Below are 20,686 nucleotides of genomic sequence, written 5' to 3'. Positions count from 1 at the left end.
AATGCCGTGCAGGACAACGAGCAGGTAGACGGCCCAGTCGTTGCTGATGCGAAGCCCGAGAAATCCGACGGTCGCAAGCGTCGGTGGCGCGAACACAAGATCGCTCGCCGCGAGGAACTCGTCGACGGCACCATCGCTGCTATCCGGGCCCGCGGCCGTGAGATCGGCATGGACGAGATCGCGTCCGAGATCGGTGTGTCCAAGACCGTGCTCTACCGGTACTTCGCCGACAAGAGCGACCTCACCACCGCCACGATGATGCGGTACGTCGAGACCATCCTGTCGCCGCGTATCTACGAAGCCATCAGCGGTGATCTCGACGATTTCGAACTCACCCAGGCCAGCATCACCGCGTACGTCGAGACGGTGGCATCCGACCCCGACATCTACCTCTACGTCATGGCCAACGGCGCCGGCGCCAACCGCGACGTCGTTGCCGATTCCGAGCGCATGATCGCCGAATTGCTCTCCACGGTGTTGGGCAATCGTCTTCGCGAGATGGAGATGGATTCCGGCGGTTCCCTGCCGTGGGCGTTCGGGATCGTCGGCGGAATTCAGCTCGCGACGCACTGGTGGATCTCCAACAAGTCGATGTCCGCAGAATCGCTGATCGACTACCTCACCATGATGACGTGGGGCGGCATCACCGGCATTGCTGCGGTCAACGGATCACCGGCCAAGTTCAAGTCGGTTCCGCATCCCCTCGTCAAGCCTGCCGAGGACTGACTCGCCCGAGACCGAACTTTCGAGCCACAGGGGTCGATCCTGTGGCACTCTTTCGGCATGGCACAAGACTCGCTGTGGGAAACACCGGCCGCCAAGACACTGCGGGCGGAGCCCGGGTTCGAACTCGATCAACTCGATCGCAACAGCACTCCGGGATTCACCGGAAACAAAGCTGACGGCGAACGTCTACTCGAGGAGCGCGGCGCGGTCCTGTCCGACCTGCAGGAGTTGCTCTACGCCAACGGCAGGTCCGGGGACAGCCGTTCCATCCTGCTGGTCCTGCAAGGAATGGACACCGCAGGCAAGGGTGGCATGGTCCGACACGTGATCGGTCACGTGGATCCTTCGGGAGTTCAGCACGCGGCCTTCGGCGTCCCGACAGAAGAGGAAAAGCAACATCACTACCTCTGGCGGATCAAGAAGGAACTCCCCCGCGGCGGCTATCTCGGTGTGTTCGATCGCTCCCACTACGAGGATGTCCTGGTCGTGCGTGTCCACGATCTTGTCCCTGAGGATGTCTGGAGCGCGCGCTACGACGAGATCAACCAGTTCGAGAAGGAACTCGTCGACGCCGGAACCACCATCGTGAAGGTGGCGATGTTCGTCTCGCTCGACGAGCAGAAGAAGCGGCTCGAAGAGCGGCTCGACCGCCCGGACAAGTACTGGAAGTACAACCCGGGTGATGTGACCGAACGCGGTTTGTGGCCTGCATATCAACAGGCGTATCAGGCAATGCTCGACAAGACGTCGACCGAACACGCGCCGTGGTACGTCGTGCCGTGTGATCGGAAGTGGTACAGCCGAATTGCGGTCACGGAGCTACTGATCGACGCTCTGGAAAAGCTCGATCTCGACTGGCCGCCTGCCAACTTCGACATCGAGGCGGAGAAAGCGCGACTGGCACAGTCCTGATCAGAAGCAGTCCTGATCAGAACAGGTGTGGGGATTCGCGGTGCACTTTGTGGTCGTGATGAACGGTGCTGGTGTACAGGGCAACCGCCAGTCCGATGGACGCGACGCCGGCGAGCCCGGCAATCAACGCCCAACCACCGTGCCCTGAACCGGCGGCCACGAGAAAGCTGCCGAGACAGACAACTGTGGCCAGCACCAGGAAATACGACGCCCACGCTGCAAAGAGATTGAGCTTCATCGTTCGCTCCTCCGGTCGGATCTCTTTCGTTTCGACCGTACGCCGGAGCATGACGGTCGACAAGACACTCCTGTCGTGAGGTTTCCCGACGTCTACGCCGGGTAGCCGAATTGCATGGACATCGGAACTCTTTACCGCGGAATCGAATCGGCGCGCGGACTGGACGGTCCGTCCACTGGCATCAGACACAGAATCCTCCAGATCACCGAGCGATCCGACAGATCGCGTACTGTCGCCGCACTTCTGCGCGGCGCCCTCGTCGGGCATCCCATCCATCCCGCCCTCGTGACCATTCCCGCGGGCGCGTGGACGGCTTCGCTGATCTTCGACGTGTCAGGCGATCCGCAGACTGCACGACGGTTGATCGGGCTCGGACTGGTCTCGACGCCGCCGGCTTTGCTGACAGGCTGGCTGGACTGGTCCGAACGTGGCGACGTCGCACGCCGTGTGGGCCTGGTGCACGCCGCATCGAATGCTGTGGGGATCTGGTCTTTTGCCGCGTCGTACAGGCTACGCGGCAAGGATTCACTCGCGCTGGCGCGAGTTCTGTCGGTGCTGGGGCTCACCGCGGTCGGTGTCGGTGGCGCGCTCGGCGGTCACATCGTTTTCAAACTCATGGACGATCCTGCCGTCGAGGCTGCAGCGACTCCGGTTCTCGATCCCATCCTGGACGTGGTCAACTGAGCTGATCGGACCTCAATACTGTTCAGGCGTAAGCACTTCCGGAGTAGCTCCGTAGTTCTCGCGCGGTCTCGTCCGAATCCGCCAGTGGCCTGTTCATGACCCAGTGCGGGCTGCGCGTGCCCAGTGTCGCGGCAAAGTCGGCGACGGCGTCCGGGGTCGGCACTGCGTGTTCGCCCAGATATCCGAGAACGATGAGGTCCTCCCCTGAACGAGTCTCCACGGCCAGGGCCCAACCGCACGTCTCCTCCCACAGCAACGCCACCTCACGCCCAGGGAAACGCGGCACAGTTCGATCCAACGCGATGTAGGCCTCCAGAGGATGCTCGCGCCTGCAACACCATTGCTCTATGCCGGCCCCCACGCCGACCGCCACCCGTTGTACGTACCGCTCGAACCCGAGTCCGACGGTTGCGTCGACCAGCATTTGTTCTGTCATCGAACCTCACTCCTCGCCATCGTGTTTGGAATGTGCCCAGCGCTGACCGCGCCGAAACCCGGTTCAGATCACGGACTCCGGGTATCCCCAGACGAACCGATCAAGTGGAGAGGGGACCCGATGAAGTACTCGCCCGCAATGGCTCCCGGACGAATGCTGAAGATCTCCATGGTGTCGGTGAACGCCGATCCACTCGCACCGGTGGGCTGCTCGGCAGCCGGTGCACAGAACCTGCACGTCGACGAACTGTCCGCGGCCCTGGTTCGCGCCGGACACGATGTCACCGTCTTCACCAGGCGGGCACACGTCGGTGGACCGGACCGCGTTCGCGCCCGCGCCGGGTACTCCGTCGACTATCTCGAAGCCGGCCCGACACACGCTCTCCCGGACGCCGAAATACTCCCCCACCTGGGCACCTTTGCCAGCATTCTGCGCGCTCAGTGGAGTACCGACCGACCCGATGTGGTGCACTCGCACTTCTGGATGTCTGGTGTGGCAACGGAACTCGCGACCCGCTCACTCGGCATCCCCGTACTTCAGACATTCCATTCCCTGGGATCTGCGGCGCACCGACACCTCGGAGCAGCCGACGACAGTCCATCGGAGCGGACTCACCTGGAACCGTTGATCGCCAGGGGCGCAACCCATGTGATCGCGACAAGTTCGGACGAGATCTTCGATCTGGTTCGGCAGGGGTCACCACGATCACGGACCACGATGGTGCCCTCGGGCGTCGATACCGAAGCGTTCACCCCGGAGGGACCCGCCGCGAAGAAGACCGCGCCGCATCGATTGATCTGCGTCGGAAGGCTGGTGGAGCAGAAGGGCTTCGATGTTGCCGTCGCCGCGCTGGCTTCGCTGCCGGACACGGAGTTGGTGGTGATCGGCGGGCCACCCGTCGCGCAACTGAGCACCGACGAGGTTGCGATCCGCTTGGTCAAGCTCGCCGAGCGGCTCGGCGTCGCAGATCGAGTCCAATTGTTGGGACGCGTTCCGCACCGCCAGCTACCGAAACTGATGCGGTCGGCCGACGCCCTCGTATGCACCCCCAGATACGAACCTTTCGGAATCGCGGCGCTGGAAGCGATGGCGTGCGGAGTTCCCGTAGTCGCGACTCCTGTTGGCGGACTGCGGGATACGGTGATCGACGGACTCACCGGGCGTCGGGTACCGGTGAACAGCCCCGTGGAAACCGCGCGCGCGGTCCGGCATCTTCTCGACGACGAAGACGAGGGCGCGGCGTTTGCACGGCAGAGTCGGGCCCGAGCGTGCGAATCGTATTCATGGGATCACGTCGCCACCGAGGTGGTCCGAACCTACGGCCGCTGCGTCACAGCACCGCCGAGAGCCCGCCAGCACAAGGGCACTCACCGAAGTGAAGTGCACTGACGCTGACGGGCTCTACGAAGCTGATTTCTCAGAACTGGGGGTGACTCGAAACTATCGGCGAAAGGGCGGTATCAAGCCGGGAAACGTCGGGTCTCTTCGAGTCCGATTGCATGATCCAGCGACTCGTAGCAGGCAAACATCGACTCCTGACCAGCTGCTTTGAGTAGCCTCTGAACCGGGCGGGCGCAGACGAGCGCGAGTGTGCCGCCCACGTCGCGTGATCGCGTCGACAGGACCGACAGCACGGACAAGCCGCACGTCCCCATGAATTCGAGTTCGGAGAGATCGACAACCAGCGTCCGGTCCGCGGCAACGTGGTACGTCAAGAAGTCACGAAAAGCATTGGCGCTCATCAGGTCGATCTCGCCACGAACGTGGATCACAGCGGTATGTGCACTGATGCGGTGCGCGTGAAACGATGCGGTCGCTGTCCCGGTCGCGGGAGGTCCGTAATCTACCGATCCCTTCGCCGCGTTCGTAAAGCCTGAAATAGATGATCCTGGAACAACAGTCATGGTTCTCCCATCCCGCAACGGTTTACACTCTGCAAAAGAGAAGGGACCTCCGAAGGAGCCGCACGATGAACGGGTCTCCAGAATTACGGATAAATCCCTCATCGGCTGTGTGCTCAACCTCGGTTTGAAACAGTACGCCAGCATGACCGGCGTCACAAGTGCGTTGCGACCATTCGTTTCGGTGTTCCGAACAAAAATGTGGTTTGGTCTGCGGTTCCGCGAGGTAATCCGATGTTGCGATCGCCAACGGTCGTGAGCAGAATCGTGTCGTTTACCCCGGCACCACCATCGACCAAATTTCGTGTTCGGGGGTCACTGTGAAGGTCGAGATGGGTATCGTTCTCGGCACCAGACTTCACCGCGACCCCTGGTACGACGATCCGGAGAACTTATGGCACACCTCAGCGCACTCGAGCCCGATCAGGATCAGACTCAGCCAGTTGTGGAGTTGAGGATTCAAGCGACTCTCGATCAGCTGTCGATTTTGCGTGCACTGGCCGCCACTGTTGCCATTCAGGAAAACTTCGACCTCGACGCCATCGCCGACATCAAACTGGCCATGGACGAAATCTGTACGCATCTGATTGTTCGTGCTGCGCCTGATTCGGTTCTGGTGTGTCGGTTCGTGTTCACTCCCCCGCAACTGCACGTATCCGTATCGACGACAACCACGGAGTACGAGGACAGCACTCAGCGATCGTTCGGGTGGCACATCCTCACCGAACTCACCGATTCGATTTCGCTCGACCAGGAAGAGAACCTCGGCGGCGTCGGCTACATCACGACCATGAAGTTCACCAAGGCCCTCAGCGGGCGCCTGTGACCGCTTCCGCAGACGGCCCGTCACGCCCGCGCCGGCGGTCCACCGACGAATATCGGGACGTCATACCCGTTTTCGAGGAAATGCGGACCCTCGAGCCCCACAGTCCGGAGTACGAACGAGTGCGCACCGCACTGATCACCAGGTGCCTACCGTTGGCCGAACACATCGCCAGACGATTCGACGGACGCGGCGAGGCACACGACGATCTGGTTCAGGTGGCGCGCCTCGGTCTGGTCAACGCCGTCGACCGTTTCGATTCCACGCGCGGATCCGATTTCGTCTCGTTCGCGGTTCCCACCGTGATGGGCGAAGTTCGACGACACTTCCGCGACACCGGTTGGGCATTGCGGGTTCCACGCCGGATGAAGGAGTTGCACTTCCAACTCGGGCAAGCCATCAGCGAGCTGTCACAACAACTCGGGCACGCGCCGACCGTCGACGAGTTGGCCGAGACGTTGGGGATCGAACGTGAAGAAGTTGCCCAGGCGTTGATCGCCGGCAACGCGTACCAGACCGTCTCGGTCGACGGTGCCGCGTCCAATCACACCGACGATCTTCCGCTCGTGGAAACACTCGGTGACTACGACGCAGCACTCGAGAACGTCGAGAATCACGAGGCCTTACGTCCACTTCTCGACAAGCTGCCCGAACGAGAGCGGACGGTGTTGATGCTCAGATTCTTCGGAAACCTGACGCAGACACAGATCGCCGAGAAGGTCGGTGTGTCCCAGATGCACGTGTCGAGATTGCTCGCGAAGACCTTGAGTAATCTTCGCGAGCAACTCGACTGAGCGGGACCGAGGCCGGTCAGATTGTTGCGGTGTCGATCACGAATCGGTATCGAACGTCGCTCTTGATCACGCGCTCGTAAGCGTCGTTGATGTCGCTCGCCGGAATCAGTTCGATTTCTGCGCCGATGCCGTGCTCGGCGCAGAAGTCGAGCATCTCCTGTGTTTGCGGGATACCGCCCACCATGGAGCCGGCGAGGCTACGACGGTTTGCGGCGAGCGAGAATGCTCGAACTTCGATCGGCTTCTCCGGCAGGCCCAGTTCGACGAGCGTGCCGTTGATGGCGAGCAAGGACATGTAGGCGTCGATATCGAGATTGACCGAGACTGTGTTGAGGATCAGGTCGAACTCGCCGCGAAGAGCCTTGAACGTCTCCCGGTCATTGGTCGCGTAGTAGTGATCGGCACCGAGACGAAGGCCGTCTTCCTTCTTGCCGAGCGTCTGGCTCAGGACGGTAACTTCCGCGCCGAGCGCCTTGGCGATCTTCACACCGACGTGACCGAGGCCGCCGAACCCGATGATGGCGACCTTCTTGCCGGGGCCTGCGTTCCAGTGCCGCAGCGGTGAGTACAAGGTGATGCCGGCGCACAGGAGCGGCGCGGCAACGTCGAGTTCGATGCCCTCGGGGATCGAGAGAACAAAATGCTCGGTGACGACGATGTGCGTCGAGTAGCCACCCTGAGTGCGCTCGCCGTCGCGTCCGGTGGCGTTGTATGTACCGGTCACACCCTTGCGGCAGTACTGCTCTTCGCCGGCCAGGCAGGCGTCGCACTCTCCGCAGGAGTCGACGAAGCAGCCGACGCCCACGCGGTCGCCGACTTTGTGCTTGGTGACATCCGAACCCACCGCGGCGACGACGCCGGCGATTTCGTGTCCGGGGACGATCGGGTACTTGGCTCCGCCCCACTCGTTGCGAGCGGTGTGGATGTCGGAGTGGCAGATGCCGGCAAATTTGATGTCGATGAGAATGTCCAGTGGACCGAGCTCGCGGCGTTCGACGGTGGTCTTCTCGAGCGGACCGTCAGCGGACGTCGCGGCGTAAGCAGCAGCAGTAACCATGCACACATGCCTACCCGTGCATGGAGGGACCTGCAAATCGCAGGCCCCTCCATGACGTGTTCTTGACGTGACTTACCCGGCGTCGCGCTCCGCTTGTTCGGCGCGACGACGCAGGCGCCTCGCGGCCGCAACCATGTTGCGCAGCGAAGGCTCGAGCTGCCATGGATGGCGGGTCTTGAGGCCACCGTCCGGGTTGGCCCACAAACGATCGAGAGAGATCGATTCGCTTGCCTCGGTGAGCAATTCGTCGAGCTCGTCGATGTCGGGAATCCGAGCCGAACGAGATTCGTACACACCGGGGCCGACGCCGTGCGTGAGCGCGCCTTCCTTGAGTGCTTCGAGAACCCACGTGATGGAGCGGGTCGCGACGATAGCCGTCACATCGGCGTCCAACCGTTCGATGGCGTCGACCACCGACGACCGAGCGGAGTACGTCAGATGTGTGTGGATCTGTGTTTCCGGCTTCGCTCCACCTGTTGCCAGACGGAACGCGTCGACGGCCCACTCCAGGTAGGCCTCCCGGCCGTCCTCACGCAGTGGCAGCAGTTCACGAATTGCCGGCTCGTCCACCTGGATGATGGCGATTCCGGCAGCTTCGAGATCCGCGATTTCGTCTCGAATGACAAGTGCCAGTTGCTCTGCCGTTTCGTAGAGCGGCTGATCCTGACGAACGAACGAACGGGCGATCATGGTGACCGGACCCGTCAGCATGCCCTTGACCGGCTTGTCGGTCAGCGACTGCGCGTACGCAATCCATTCGACCGTCATCGGCTTCGGACGTGCAATGTCGCCGTAGAGAATCGGCGGACGCGTACAACGAGATCCGTAGGCCTGAACCCAACCGTTGTGCGTGAAGGCATAGCCCTCGAGCAGTTCGGCGAAGTACTGGACCATGTCGTTGCGCTCGTGCTCGCCGTGCACGAAGACATCGAGACCGATGTCCTCCTGCAGACGGATTGTGCGCTCGATCTCTTCCTGGATGCGCTTGTAGTAGTCGTCCCACTCCAAACGCCCCTGGCCGAGTTCGTAACGAGCCTGGCGAATCGCGTCGGTCTGCGGGAACGAACCCAATGTCTGGGCCGGAACCAAGGGCAGGTTCAACCGTTCCTGCTGGGCTTTACGACGCTCCTCGTACGGTGCACGCACACGATCTTCGGGCTTGATCGCGTTGACCCGAGCACGGACAGCGTGCTTGAGCTTGAAGTGCACCTTCGTCGGACGCTTACGCCACTTGTCCGAAGGACCTTCGGTGAGTGCCTTCGCCAGGGAGACGACCTCGCCGACCTTCTGCTTCGCAAAAGCCAGACGGTCTGCGACGTCTCCTGGAATGTCGTACTCGGAGAGCACGTCGTACGGCACGTGCAGCAGCGACGACGACGTGGAGACGACGAGGTCGGGCACAACGTCCTTGAGTTCGTTCAGGTACGTCAAGGTGTTGAACCGGTCGACGCGCCAGACGTTGCGACCGTCGACGACGCCCGCGTAAATGCGCTTGCGCTTGATGTTCGGCACCGCGGCCAGTTCCTCGGCCGTGATCTTGCCGTGCACCAAGTCCAGACCGAAGGCCTCGATCTTGGTGGGCGCCAAGATGTTGAGGGCTTCGCCGAACTTGCCGTACGGACCCGTCACCAACAGGCGTGGGCGGAGCGGAGCCGTCGACAGCTTCTCGTACGCACGTCCAAGAGCGGCTAGCTCCTCGGGGGTGCGGTCCTCGGTCACCGAAGGCTCGTCCAACTGAACACAGGTGGCACCGGCCTTGGCGAGCTGCTCGAAGAGCTTCTCGTACTCGGGCAGGAGCGCGTCCAACAAGTCGAGCGGGGTGAAGTTCGGATCGGACTTCTCGGTGGCAGGTCCGACCTTCGAGAGCAGAAGCAGCGAGACGGGCCCCATGATGACGGGGCGCAATTCGATGCCGCGCGCCTTAGCGCGTTCGAACTCGTCGAGAAGTGCCTCCGAGTTGAGCGAGAACACCGTGTTCGCGTCGATCTCGGGCTGACGGTAGTAGTAGTTCGTGCCGAAGAAGCGCACCAGCTCGAGAGGCGGGAAGTCCGGGCGACCGCGGGCCATCGTGAAGTAGAAATCGAGCGGATCGAGGGCGCCCTCGAGCGGCTTGAACCGCTCCGGCACTGCGCCGAAGAGCAGCGCATTGTCGAGGACGTGATCGTAGAAGGAGAAGGTGTTGCCCGGAACCTGGCTCAGTCCCGTCGCAGCCAGTTCACTCCAGGTCGATTCCTGGAGTTCCTTGGCGACCGCGAGAAGTGCGTCCTTGTCCGAAGTGCCGTGCCAGTAGGACTCGAGGGCGCGCTTGAGCTCACGGCGCGGCCCGATGCGCGGATACCCCAGGACGCTGGAGCCGAATGCTGCAGTGCTGCTGGACATGCGGTCGACCTTTCTAACCGAGGGGCGCGAGCGCCCTGTGCGCGTTTATGGAGTCTCTACACTCCACAAACGCGCACAGGGGCTTTGGGCCTTAGCTTGCCTGCTTGGTGGAGCGACCGTTGTCGGCGTATTCGTAGAAGCCCGCGCCGGACTTCTTGCCGGTCAATCCGGCTTCGACCATACGCAGGAGCAGCGGCGGAGCGGAGTACAGCGGCTCCTTGAACTCTTCGTACATGGAGTCGGCGATGGACTTGACGGTGTCGAGTCCGACCAGGTCCGTCAGAGCCAGCGGACCCATGGGGTGCGCGAGGCCGAGAACCGTTGCCTTGTCGATGTCTTCCTTCGTAGCAAAGCCCGACTCGACCATGCGAATCGCCGAGAGCAGGTAGGGCACCAGGAGTGCGTTGACGACGAAGCCGGAGCGGTCGGCACTGCGGACGACCTGCTTGCCGAGGATGTCGCTGGCAAAAGCCTCGGCGCGCTGCGAGACGGAGGCACTGGTCTTGAGCGTCGTCACCAATTCGACGAGTGGCAGAACCGGGACCGGGTTGAAGAAGTGCATACCGATGACTCGCTCGGGACGCTTGGTCGAGATGCCGAGCTTCATGATCGGGATCGACGACGTGTTGGATGCGAGAACCGCATCCGGGTCCGTCACGACCGCGTCGAGCTCGGCGAAGATTTCGCTCTTGATCTTCTCGTCTTCGACGACGGCCTCCACGACGAGCTGGCGGTCCGCGAAATCTCCCAGATCGGAGGTGAAACGCAGACGCCATGCGGCCTGCTCACGCTCACGTTCTGTGATCTTTCCGCTGCTCACACCGCGGTCGAGCGAACGCAGGATGCGTGAACGCCCGGCTGCTGCAAGCTCGCGAGTCTGCTCGAAGACCAGAACATCGACATGTGCGCGGGCGCACACCTCGGCGATTCCGGCACCCATGATTCCGGCGCCGATAACGCCGACGCGCTGAATTTTTTCGCTGGTCACGTCAGCTCCTTGTTTGTCTCGTGGAGTTTGTCTGGTGAAGGTGTTGTAAAAGAAGCACTTCGAACTGCGTCGACGCTGGTGGCCGACGCAATCGGAACTGCCTTGAAGACGAGAGAAAGTAGTGCGGTGATACAAGCAGGGGAGAGACCCGAAGCCGAGCCTCTCCCCCACCCGAAGTCAGTTCTTAGTGGAACTGGCCCTCTTCGGTGGAGCCCTTGAGAGCTGCCGTCGAGGTGTTGGGGTCAACGGTGGTGGCGATGGTGTCGAAGTAGCCGGCGCCAACCTCACGCTGGTGCTTGATGGCGGTGAAGCCACGCTCTTCGGCAGCCTTGAACTCGCGCTCCTGCAGGTCGACGAATGCCGTCATGCCTTCGCGGGCGTAGCCGTAGGCCAGGTCGAACATGCCGTAGTTGAGCGAGTGGAAGCCTGCCAGCGTGATGAACTGGAACTTGAAGCCCATCGCGCCGAGCTCCTTCTGGAACTTCGCGATGGTCGCGTCGTCCAGGTGCGCCTTCCAGTTGAAGGAAGGGGAGCAGTTGTAGGCCAGGAGCTGGTCCGGGAATTCGCTGCGAACGGACTCGGCGAACTTCTTTGCAACCTCGAGATCCGGCACGCCGGTCTCCATCCAGATGAGGTCTGCGTACGGTGCGTAAGCCTTGGCGCGAGCGATGCAGGGCTCGATGCCGTTCTTGACGCCGTAGAAGCCTTCAGCCGTGCGGGTTCCGTCGAGGAACGGGCGGTCACGCTCGTCCACGTCGGAGGTGATGAGGGTTGCAGCCTCAGCGTCGGTGCGGGCGATGATGACGGACGGAACGTCCGCAACGTCGGAAGCCAGGCGAGCCGAGGTCAGGGTGCGGATGTGCTGCTGCGTGGGGATGAGCACCTTGCCACCGAGGTGGCCGCACTTCTTCTCCGAAGCGAGCTGATCCTCCCAGTGGACACCGGCAGCGCCGGCGCCGATCATGGCCTTCTGCAGCTCGTAAGCGTTGAGAGCGCCACCGAAGCCGGCTTCGGCGTCGGCAACGATCGGAGCGAGCCAGTTGCTGACGGAGGTGTCGCCCTCGGTCTTGGCGATCTCGTCGGCGCGCAGCAGTGCGTTGTTGATGCGACGAACGACGGTCGGAACCGAGTTGGCCGGGTAGAGGCTCTGGTCCGGGTACGTGTGGCCCGAGAGGTTAGCGTCGCCGGCAACCTGCCAACCGGAGAGGTAGATGGCCTTCAGGCCGGCGCGAACCTGCTGCACAGCCATGTTGCCGGTAAGTGCACCGAGGGAGTTGATGTAGTCCTCGTTGTTCACGAGATCCCACAGGATCTCGGATCCGCGACGAGCGAGGGTCTGCTCCTCGACGACGGTGCCCTGGAGCTTGACGACCTGATCGGCCGTGTAGTTACGAGTAACGCCCTTCCAGCGAGGGTTGGTGTCCCAATCCTGCTGGAGCTCAGCTGCGGTCTTCGGGGTGCCGGTGGTCGACATCAAGACTCCATCTCTTTGATCTGCTGGTCCGGCCTGTTGTGAGCAGTACGTGCGTACTACTTCACATACTTGCCAGGCCCTTCTTGTGTACTTACCGAGAATGGCACATCGAAAAAGTGCCGTCTACCTGTTGCTAATGCCAATCTTCGCTACCTTTTCAACACACTTTGCTAAGTCTGTGAAGATTCCTACACGGCTGGTACTACCCAATCGGACAGGTTCCGTACTGGCGAGTAGCAAAGAAACCGCAGGCTGTGAACGAAATGCACTCAACTCCGCCACTTGCAAATTCCGGCAGTTCGCGCGGCACTCGGAACAGGCCCATCCGCTACTTCGGAGCCAACTTCACGACTCGCAAGTGACCGCAATCACTTCGTGGCAACAGGCTTCGCTCGGGCAATTCCAGGGATCCACCCGTCGGAAAGCCACAGACAACCCATTCGCCGGCCATATGCTGTCGAACCATGACTTGTCGTTCGACGCCCCCGACCGGGCGATAAAGCGGTGCCGGACAACTATCAGCGGCCACCGAACAACCAGGCATGGTCGCAATCCGGTCCACAGCCGCCGCAGTTGGGCTACCGGGCCGCGCCGCAGTCGTATCCCCCGCCCCAGGGATTCCCGCCTGCACCGCCACGTGGAAATCCGCCGCCGCGTCGGCCCGGCTGGGTGATTCCGGTATCCGTAATCGGAGTCATCACTGTGTTGGCTCTCTTCGGCGGGCTTGCCTGGGTCCTCTGGCCGAAGGACGTCCCAAACTCAGCCGCCGGTGGCGCGGCCCAGACCACCATCACCGCCGCGAACACACCCGGCACCACGACAACCGCTCCCAGCACGACATCCCCGACGACCACACGCGCCGCGAACTTCCCGGCCGGTGCGTCCGCCTGCCCCGGCGGGCAGCCGGCCGGAAGTTACAAGGAGTCCGCGACAAGTGGGGGCAAAACTTCGTGCGAGTTTGCCGAGGCAGTTCGGATCGCCTACGGAAACTCCGGTGCCGCCGGTGCCTCCAGCACCGTGTCCGCACGTAGTCCGGTGACCGGCAAGGAGTACACGATGGCATGCAAGGTGACCTCCGGCATCGTCACCTGTACCGGCGGAGACAACGCGGTTGTGTACTTGCGCTGACGGGCGCAATTGCGGCATCGGCAACCCGGCGCGTGTCGTTCCAGTGTCGCACTTACGGATCCTCCGATAGCGTGACCGCATGCCTCTGTACGAGTTTCGCTGTACCGGCTGCGGCCCGCTCGAGCGGTCGTTCGCGATGGCCGAAGTGCCCCAGTCGATCAGCTGTCCCCAGTGCAGTCTCGAGTCGAAGCGTGTTGTCTCGTCTCCCCGTTTGAGTCACAGCTCGTCAACTGCGATGGGTCTACTGGACAGCACTGCCCGATCAGCTCACGAGCCTGCCGTGGTCAGTGGGTCACTACCCGGCCGTGGCCGACAATCTGCCCCGACGACGTCCAATCCGTTGCACCGCAAGCTACCTCGCCCCTGACCGTCCTCACCGCGCGTCCTGGCCGTGAGTCCCGATCCGACCCGAAAGTCCTGCCGCCACGAGTTTTCCGTTTCTTCGAGAATGAGGAGTGCATATGCCTGAACTGCTGTTTCCACTCGATTCCGCCAAGAAATTCACCGACCAGGCGATCGTCGGCCACAATCGGTGGCACCCGGACATCCCGGCGGCGGTGACGGTGAAACCCGGTGATGCGTTTCGTGTCCATTGCCGCGAATGGTTCGACGGCGCAATACACAACGACGACTCGGCCGACGACATTCTCAATGCACCACTGACCACGGTCCACACGCTGTCCGGCCCCTTTTCCGTCGAAGGCGCGAAGCCCGGCGACCTCCTGATCGTCGACATCTTGGATATCGGGCCTATCCCCCAAGAAGATTCGGGTCCGTTGGCCGGCCAAGGCTGGGGGTACACGGGCATCTTCCCTCGGAACAACGGCGGCGGCTTCCTCACCGAACAGTTCCCCGACGCGTACAAAGCCGTCTGGGATTTCTCCGGCCAAACGGCGACGTCGCGTCACATTCCGCACGTCTCGTTCACGGGCATCGTCCACCCGGGACTCATGGGCACGGCTCCGTCGGCAGCCTTGCTCGCCAAGTGGAATGCCCGCGAGGGCGCCCTCATTGCCACCGATCCCAATCGGGTTCCCCCGCTTGCACTTCCGCCCGAGCCCCGCGATGCAGTACTGGGAACCTTGACCGGTGACGAGTACACACGCGTAGCCGGCGAGGCGGCTCGCACCGCTCCCCCGCGTGAGAACGGCGGAAACCAGGACATCAAGAACCTCACCAAGGGCAGCCGAATCTTCTATCCGGTGTTCGTGGACGGTGCGAATCTGTCGGTCGGCGATCTTCACTTCTCCCAGGGCGACGGTGAGATCACTTTCTGCGGTGCCATCGAGATGGGCGGCTTCATCGATCTTCGTGTGGACATCATCAAGGGCGGAATGGATACCTACGGCGTTTCCGAGAACGCCATCTTCATGCCGGGCAACACGGATCCGCAGTATTCCGAGTGGCTTGCGTTCTCGGGCACTTCCGTCACGTTGGACGGCGAACAGAAGTACCTGGATTCACATCTGTCCTACCAGCGTGCGTGCCTGCATGCGATCGAGTACCTGACCAAGTTCGGGTACGCGCCGGAGCAGGCGTACCTGCTGCTGGGTGCGGCACCGATCGAGGGCCGCCTGTCTGGCGTCGTGGATATCCCCAACTCGTGTTCGACGGTGTATCTCCCGACTGCGATCTTCGACTTCCCCCTCGCACCCTCGTCGAGCGGACCGTTCCAGATCGATCCCGGAATCGGCGCTCCGCGTTCGGAGAACAGGGTCTAGGCCTCCGGCCCCGTGAGTGGTTGAGGAGTGTGAGGACTCCTTAACCACTCACAGGGGGTACCGGTGCGAATTCTGCAAACCCACCTTTGCGAAGCCGGACTGTCACTCGTATCCTGGGAAAATGTCGAAAACCTTTGTCGGTGTCCGGCTCCGCCAACTGCGGACCGAGCGCGGGTTGAGTCAGGCTTCGCTGGCCAAGACGCTGGAGATCTCGGCAAGCTATCTCAATCAGATCGAGCACGACGTCCGGCCACTCACCGTGCCGGTCCTCCTGCGAATCAGTGAGGTCTTCGGTGTCGACACCACCTTCTTCTCCCCACAGGACGACACGCGCCTGATCGCGGAAATGCGTGAAGTTGCCCTCGATCAGGAGATGGGCATCGACGCCGACGCCCACGAAATCGCGGAGATGGTCTCCACGCACCCGGGCCTGGCCAAGGCGATGGTCAACATGCATCGCCGCTTCCGCAACACGACGGCGCAACTCGCCGCAGCGACGGAAGACCGCTTCTCGGACGGCAGCGGCAGCGGTTCGATCACCATGCCGCACGAGGAAGTGCGCGACTACTTCTATCAGCGGCAGAACTACATTCACGATCTCGACACCGCGGCCGAAGAACTGACTGCCCGGATGCGCTTTCATCGCGGCGACGTCGCCGGCGAGATCGCCAGACGCCTCGAAACCGTCCACGGCGTGCAGATCGTTCGACGAGTCGACCTGGGCGAGAACATACTTCATCGTTACGACCCGGATACCAGGGTCCTGGAAATCTCCGCACGGCTCTCCGGCGGGCAACAGGTCTTCAAGTTCGCGACAGAACTCGCGTACCTCGAGCACGGCGATCTGCTCGACTCGTTGGTGGCCGAAGGCAACTTCACCAGCGAAGCGTCGGTCTCTTTGGCGCGACTTGGATTGGCCAACTACTTCGCGGCGGCCACCGTGCTCCCCTACAGCCAGTTCCACGACGTCGCCGAGGACTTCCGGTACGACATCGAGCGCATGTCCGCCTTCTATTCCGCGAGCTACGAGACGATCTGCCACCGCCTCTCGACTCTGCAGCGCCCCAAACTTCGCGGGGTTCCGTTCATGTTCGTCCGTGTCGACCGTGCCGGAAACATGTCGAAGCGTCAGTCCGCCACCGGATTCCACTTCTCCACCAGCGGCGGTACGTGCCCGCTGTGGAACGTCTACGAGACGTTCTCGTATCCGGGCAAGATCATGCCCCAGATCGCACAGATGCCCGACGGCCGCCGATACCTCTGGGTTGCTCGCACGGTCGAACGTCGAGCGGCTCGATACGGACAGCCCGCAAAGATCTTCGCCATCGGATTGGGATGCGAGATTCGACACGCCCACCGACTCGTCTACAGCGACGGTCTGGATCTGGACGAGTCGAATCCGGGAACGCCGATCGGCTCGGGCTGCCGTGTCTGCGAACGCCTCAACTGTCCGCAGCGTGCCTTCCCGCCGTTGGGTAAAGACCTCGACATCAGCGAGCACCGGAGTTCGATTTCGCCTTACGTGATTCGCTGACCGCGCTAACGCACGTAGTTGCGTAGGAACGCGACTGTGCGATCGAACGCGATCATCCCGTCCACGGTATCGAGGTCGAACTGATATTCGTGGTCCAGCGCAGGCTCGTGATCGTCGGGGTAGAACAGTGCGTCTACTTCGACGCCCAGATCGGCGAGCCGTTCTGCCATGGGTTTCGACTGGCTGGCGGTCAGTGGGTCGACATTTCCGCCGGTGATGAACGTCGCTGGAAAGTCCGAGGTCACATGGCCCAGTGTCGACATCTGACCCACTGCAGTCGACCCGTCGAAGTCCCTCGTTCCGAGATACCCCCACAGCGACTGCTTGTCGACGCCCCAACCGAAGTACTTCCCCTGCGACAGCAGGGGTTTCAGATCGAAGACCCCACAGTCGAGGACAACTCCGCGTATCTGCTCGGGACGTAATGCCGGCTCCACACCCATTTCCGACGCGTAGTCAGGGCTGGTCATGACCGTCGCCAACTGACTGGACAACTGCGCGCCTGCCGAATCTCCCGCAAGAAAGAGATTGTTCGAATCGACATGCAACCTGTCCGCATTGCTCACGATAAATCGATACGCGTCGTTCAGTTGATTCACTGCGGTGGGGTAATACGCATCTGGTCCCAGTGAGTAGTCCACCGAAATCACTGTGAAGCCTTGATTTGCCAACAGTTTGTAGTAACCGTCGGCATCAGTTCTCGATCCTGATATCCAGCCACCCCCGTGCACCCAGACCACCGTGGGTAGCGCCGAAGAGGACACCGACGGGTAGTAAACGTCCAGTTGTGCATCGTCGTCGCCGTCGCGGTACGACTGATCGAGAATCGAGACGATTCCTGACGGTGCATGCCTGTCGAGTTGTGCGTGAGTCGCTTCGGAGCCACCCGCTGACATCCACCGTACGAGGAGAACTCCTGGCCACGGACTGACGATTGCCGCGGTTACCCCGGACAGCAGAATGACGACGAATACCGCCGCGATTCCGCCAATGCGCCTTCGCCGTCTGTCGGGGGAAGACGCGCGCACAACAACTCCTGGGGTCGGATCGGATTCACCCAGGCTAGACCAAAAGGACTAGTCGAGAATTCCCCGGCAACACACCCGCGGCGCTTTGTCTGAAATGACCATTTCTTCAGCGTCTCAGCATCATCCGACAACTAGCGGGTGTGTGCGTCGAGAAACTGAACCGTGCGATCGAGGGCAGTGAGACCGTCGGCATTGTCCAGATCGAACTGATACTCGTGACCGAGCGCCGGAACGTGATCGGCCGGATAGAACAGTGTGTCGACCGCAACTCCCAACCCCGTCAATTTGTCAGCCAACGGTTTCGACTGAGAATCTGTCAAAGGATCCGCGTTGCCGCCGCTGATGTAGGCAGGCGGAAATTGAGCGCTGACGTAGTTCAAGGTCGACATCTGATCCGCTGCGTCGGTACTCATGAAGTCACGCACGCCGGTATACGCCCAGAGGGACCGATCAACCCCCCAACCGATGATGCCGGGTCCGCCGACCATGTTCCCGACGTCGTAGATTCCACAGTTCAGGATTACTCCACGTAACTGATCCGGCCGCAGCGACGGGACCACGCCCACACGGTTCGCATACGCGGGATCAGTGACGAGAGTGGCGAGCTGACTCGAGAGTTGCGCTCCCGCAGAATCACCGGCGAGAACGACCGTCGTCGGATCAACATGCAGCCGTTCCGCATTCGCGACGACGTACGCGTGAGCGTCGTTGAGCTGCCGCACCGCTGTCGGATAGTGGTGCTCAGGTCCGAGTGAGTAGTCCAGGGACACAACGGTGTAGCCACGAGAGGCCAGCAACTCGTAGTACGGCGCGTAGTTGGACTTGCTTCCCGAGATCCAGGCACCGCCATGAGTCCAGATCACCGTAGGCAATGCGGTCGTCGTCGCTGCGGGAAAGTAGACATCCAGGTATGCGTCGTCGTCTTCGGCGCGGTACTGCTGGTCCTTGATCGAGTCGACGCCTTCGGGCGCGTGCTTCTCGAGCGCCTCGGTGACTTTCACGGCATCACGATCGAAGACCCATCGTACGGTGAGTGCGCCAGGTCTCGGGCTCAGAACGAAGGCCAGAACCACGGCTCCGACCAGAACGAACACAATTGCCAGAGCCCACAGCAAGCGCCTGCGCCACCGATGCGGTGAAGGGTTCGTCATCGGGTTTCCTTCACTCTCGGCAAAATGTCCGGATCAGCGTAACGCGACGCCGGTACTGTCAGGCGCGATCAGCCGAGTTCAGCGATCCGCCGCTGCGCGAGTGCCTTGACTTCGCCCTTGGCTACTTTGCCGCCTGCCGCCATCGGCAATTCGGCGACCGTCATCACGTACTCAGGTATGTACTCGCGGGTCACTCCTCGGCTCTGCAGCCAGGCGGTCAGGTCCACCGAACTCAGATCGTCATCGGCGGACACGACGACCGCACAGACCTTCTCACCGAACAGCGGATCGTCGACTCCGACCACGGCGACCAGTTCCACCGAAGGATGCGCGCGCACGTACTCCTCGACCTCGACCGCGGAAATGTTCTTGCCGCCTCGAATGATGATGTCGGCTTTGCGCCCGACCACACGCACCCGCCCGGTCTCGTCGATCTCGACGATGTCGCCGAGAAGCATCCAACCGTCGTCGGTGTACAACTCGTCGTTTGCATCGACGTCGCCCCAATAACCCTGGCACATCAGCGGGCCGTTGACCGCAGGCTGACCGCGACGGACGGAGCCGGTCACTTCCTTTGCCGCATCGTCGAATACACGAACTTGCATGCGATCGATGACGTGGCCGCACGTCTTCAGTCGGGTATCGGAACCGTCCGAAACCGTCGTCACCGAGACGGCGCCGGTTTCGTTTGATCCGTAGAACTGCAGGACAGCCGCTCCGGTACGTTGTTCGAAGGCCAGTGCCTCCGAATACGGCACGGCTTCACCACCGGTGAACATGAAACGAAGTGACGAGAGATCGGCCGATTCCGCGGCCTCCGAACGCAACAGCATCTTGAATTGTGTACTCACACAATTCAAAGCAGTCACCCGTTCGCGCTCGATCAACTCGATCATCACCGAAACGTCGAAGCGTTCCATGACGACATTGCGAGCACCGAGTAGCGCCGGCAGGAAATGCGAAGTCCAGAGGCCGAATCCGAAAGGTGCCGGAACCGCGCCGAGGAACACCTCATCCGGACCGATCGCCGCCGCCTCGGCGGCAATCTCGGAGAAACCAACCCAACGATCCTCGGTTTGTGTGACCAGTTTGGGTAGGCCCGTTGTGCCGGACGTCGAGTTCAGCATCGAAACGGCTGACGTGACAAAACACGGACTGGTTGCGGGGAACTGCTTTAGCTCGACCGGCAACGAGGTGAGTTCGCCGTTTGCACTCACGCGTTCGAAACTCACGTCGGCGCGTTCGTCGGCGAAGACGACGTCCAGTCCGGGATGCTCTGCCCGCAGACTCGCCACGAGTTCGGCGGTATCGACGCCGCGCAGCGTGCGAGTGGTGACGAGTACGGAGGCTTCCGAGCGGGCGATCAGATGAGAGATCTCGCGAATGCCCGAGCGCGAACCGATTCCGACGGCGACGCGGCCGGTACGAAATGCTGCGCAGAGAGCCGCATGGAATACAGCGGTGTCGGGGAGCAACACGGCTACATGTCCGTATCCCTCACCAGCTAGATCCAGCGCCGACGCGATCGCATCGGCAGCCGCGTCGTACTGTTTCCACGACACCCTCGATTCCGGAGTGACGAAGGCGGTTTCGTCCGGGATGGTCTCAGACCAATGCCTGACCATTTCGCTGATGCTGACGCCGGCGAACCGGTCCGGATTCGTGGCGAATTCACCGACGGTGAAGTCGAGTGTCTTCGTTTCAAGCATGAT

The 20,686-nt window shown here is 61.8% G+C and carries 20 protein-coding genes; 10 read left to right on the top strand and 10 right to left on the bottom strand.

What is annotated here, in order from left to right; all coding sequences use genetic code 11:
• The first annotated feature begins 6 nt into the window (after nucleotides 1-6).
• Together FEZ59_RS23615 and FEZ59_RS23610 are read left to right on the top strand one after the other, a co-directional pair.
• On the top strand, nucleotides 7-726 hold the full coding sequence (locus FEZ59_RS23615) for a TetR/AcrR family transcriptional regulator (RefSeq protein WP_020906745.1): 720 nt from the start codon (nucleotides 7-9) through the stop codon (nucleotides 724-726).
• Nucleotides 727-783: 57 nt separating this feature from the next.
• Nucleotides 784-1,638, top strand: coding sequence for a polyphosphate kinase 2 family protein (locus FEZ59_RS23610; RefSeq protein WP_019744420.1), 855 nt, complete (start codon nucleotides 784-786; stop codon nucleotides 1,636-1,638).
• A gap of 16 nt (nucleotides 1,639-1,654) precedes the next feature.
• On the opposite strand, the gene FEZ59_RS23605 is transcribed toward FEZ59_RS23610, so the two are convergent.
• On the bottom strand, nucleotides 1,655-1,876 hold the full coding sequence (locus FEZ59_RS23605) for a hypothetical protein (RefSeq protein WP_020968904.1): 222 nt from the start codon (nucleotides 1,874-1,876) through the stop codon (nucleotides 1,655-1,657).
• Nucleotides 1,877-1,990: 114 nt separating this feature from the next.
• Between FEZ59_RS23605 and FEZ59_RS23600 the strand changes: the two genes are divergently transcribed.
• Nucleotides 1,991-2,560, top strand: coding sequence for a DUF2231 domain-containing protein (locus FEZ59_RS23600; protein WP_172933288.1), 570 nt, complete (start codon nucleotides 1,991-1,993; stop codon nucleotides 2,558-2,560).
• A 22-nt stretch (nucleotides 2,561-2,582) separates the two neighbouring features.
• Here FEZ59_RS23600 and FEZ59_RS23595 read toward each other — a convergent pair whose 3' ends face one another.
• Nucleotides 2,583-2,996: a DUF6292 family protein gene (locus tag FEZ59_RS23595; protein WP_003941464.1), complete on the bottom strand. Its 414-nt coding sequence runs from the start codon at nucleotides 2,994-2,996 to the stop codon at nucleotides 2,583-2,585.
• A gap of 120 nt (nucleotides 2,997-3,116) precedes the next feature.
• Here FEZ59_RS23595 and FEZ59_RS23590 point away from each other — a divergent pair, with 120 nt between their 5' ends.
• Nucleotides 3,117-4,385, top strand: coding sequence for a glycosyltransferase (locus tag FEZ59_RS23590; RefSeq protein ID WP_020906742.1), 1,269 nt, complete (start codon nucleotides 3,117-3,119; stop codon nucleotides 4,383-4,385).
• A 71-nt stretch (nucleotides 4,386-4,456) separates the two neighbouring features.
• Here the strand turns inward: FEZ59_RS23590 and FEZ59_RS30165 are convergent, their stop codons facing one another.
• On the bottom strand, nucleotides 4,457-4,900 hold the full coding sequence (locus FEZ59_RS30165) for an STAS domain-containing protein (RefSeq protein ID WP_020968900.1): 444 nt from the start codon (nucleotides 4,898-4,900) through the stop codon (nucleotides 4,457-4,459).
• A 391-nt stretch (nucleotides 4,901-5,291) separates the two neighbouring features.
• On the opposite strand from FEZ59_RS30165, the gene FEZ59_RS23580 reads away from it, so the two are divergent.
• Both FEZ59_RS23580 and FEZ59_RS23575 read left to right on the top strand, forming a co-directional pair.
• The gene (locus FEZ59_RS23580) at nucleotides 5,292-5,723 is read left to right on the top strand and encodes an anti-sigma factor (protein WP_020968899.1); all 432 of its coding nucleotides are present in this window, start codon (nucleotides 5,292-5,294) and stop codon (nucleotides 5,721-5,723) included.
• Entirely contained in the window at nucleotides 5,720-6,514 is a 795-nt protein-coding gene (locus tag FEZ59_RS23575; protein ID WP_020906739.1) for an RNA polymerase sigma factor SigF, read from the top strand. Before FEZ59_RS23580 ends, FEZ59_RS23575 begins: the two co-directional genes overlap by 4 nt.
• Before the next feature lie 16 nt (nucleotides 6,515-6,530).
• On the opposite strand, the gene FEZ59_RS23570 is transcribed toward FEZ59_RS23575, so the two are convergent.
• The 4 genes from FEZ59_RS23570 to aceA all read right to left on the bottom strand — a co-directional run bounded on the left by FEZ59_RS23570 (nucleotide 6,531) and on the right by aceA (nucleotide 12,412).
• Nucleotides 6,531-7,571, bottom strand: coding sequence for an NAD(P)-dependent alcohol dehydrogenase (locus FEZ59_RS23570; RefSeq protein WP_019744429.1), 1,041 nt, complete (start codon nucleotides 7,569-7,571; stop codon nucleotides 6,531-6,533).
• A 72-nt stretch (nucleotides 7,572-7,643) separates the two neighbouring features.
• Nucleotides 7,644-9,950, bottom strand: a complete 2,307-nt coding sequence (gene metE / locus FEZ59_RS23565; RefSeq protein WP_019744430.1) for a 5-methyltetrahydropteroyltriglutamate--homocysteine S-methyltransferase — start codon at nucleotides 9,948-9,950, stop codon at nucleotides 7,644-7,646.
• Nucleotides 9,951-10,041: 91 nt separating this feature from the next.
• Entirely contained in the window at nucleotides 10,042-10,938 is an 897-nt protein-coding gene (locus tag FEZ59_RS23560) for a 3-hydroxybutyryl-CoA dehydrogenase (protein WP_003941541.1), read from the bottom strand.
• Between the two features lie 184 nt (nucleotides 10,939-11,122).
• Nucleotides 11,123-12,412, bottom strand: coding sequence for an isocitrate lyase (gene aceA / locus FEZ59_RS23555; protein WP_003941533.1), 1,290 nt, complete (start codon nucleotides 12,410-12,412; stop codon nucleotides 11,123-11,125).
• Nucleotides 12,413-12,916: 504 nt separating this feature from the next.
• On the opposite strand from aceA, the gene FEZ59_RS23550 reads away from it, so the two are divergent.
• From FEZ59_RS23550 to ramB, 4 genes are all read left to right on the top strand, one after another.
• Nucleotides 12,917-13,540, top strand: a complete 624-nt coding sequence (locus FEZ59_RS23550; protein WP_223257988.1) for a serine/threonine protein kinase — start codon at nucleotides 12,917-12,919, stop codon at nucleotides 13,538-13,540.
• A 79-nt stretch (nucleotides 13,541-13,619) separates the two neighbouring features.
• Nucleotides 13,620-13,907: an FmdB family zinc ribbon protein gene (locus tag FEZ59_RS23545; RefSeq protein WP_019744434.1), complete on the top strand. Its 288-nt coding sequence runs from the start codon at nucleotides 13,620-13,622 to the stop codon at nucleotides 13,905-13,907.
• A 94-nt stretch (nucleotides 13,908-14,001) separates the two neighbouring features.
• Nucleotides 14,002-15,261 carry a formamidase gene (gene fmdA, locus FEZ59_RS23540; protein WP_019744435.1) on the top strand — a complete coding sequence of 420 codons (1,260 nt, stop codon included), beginning with the start codon at nucleotides 14,002-14,004 and terminating at the stop codon, nucleotides 15,259-15,261.
• Nucleotides 15,262-15,382: 121 nt separating this feature from the next.
• Nucleotides 15,383-16,795: an acetate metabolism transcriptional regulator RamB gene (gene ramB / locus FEZ59_RS23535; RefSeq protein ID WP_019744436.1), complete on the top strand. Its 1,413-nt coding sequence runs from the start codon at nucleotides 15,383-15,385 to the stop codon at nucleotides 16,793-16,795.
• A gap of 5 nt (nucleotides 16,796-16,800) precedes the next feature.
• Here the strand turns inward: ramB and FEZ59_RS23530 are convergent, their stop codons facing one another.
• From FEZ59_RS23530 to FEZ59_RS23520, 3 genes are all read right to left on the bottom strand, one after another.
• Nucleotides 16,801-17,823: an alpha/beta hydrolase fold domain-containing protein gene (locus FEZ59_RS23530; protein WP_172933287.1), complete on the bottom strand. Its 1,023-nt coding sequence runs from the start codon at nucleotides 17,821-17,823 to the stop codon at nucleotides 16,801-16,803.
• A gap of 131 nt (nucleotides 17,824-17,954) precedes the next feature.
• Complete coding sequence (locus tag FEZ59_RS23525; protein WP_020968896.1) at nucleotides 17,955-18,974, bottom strand: alpha/beta hydrolase; 1,020 nt, start codon at nucleotides 18,972-18,974, stop codon at nucleotides 17,955-17,957.
• A gap of 68 nt (nucleotides 18,975-19,042) precedes the next feature.
• Entirely contained in the window at nucleotides 19,043-20,683 is a 1,641-nt protein-coding gene (locus FEZ59_RS23520) for a class I adenylate-forming enzyme family protein (protein WP_020906734.1), read from the bottom strand.
• Nucleotides 20,684-20,686: the final 3 nt, after the last annotated feature.

The organism is Rhodococcus sp. MS13 (assembly GCF_013277835.1).
Classification (GTDB): Bacteria; Actinomycetota; Actinomycetes; order Mycobacteriales; family Mycobacteriaceae; genus Rhodococcus_F; species Rhodococcus_F erythropolis.
Note: the sequence above shows the minus strand (reverse complement) of the source record. Positions and strands in the feature narration are given on the sequence as shown.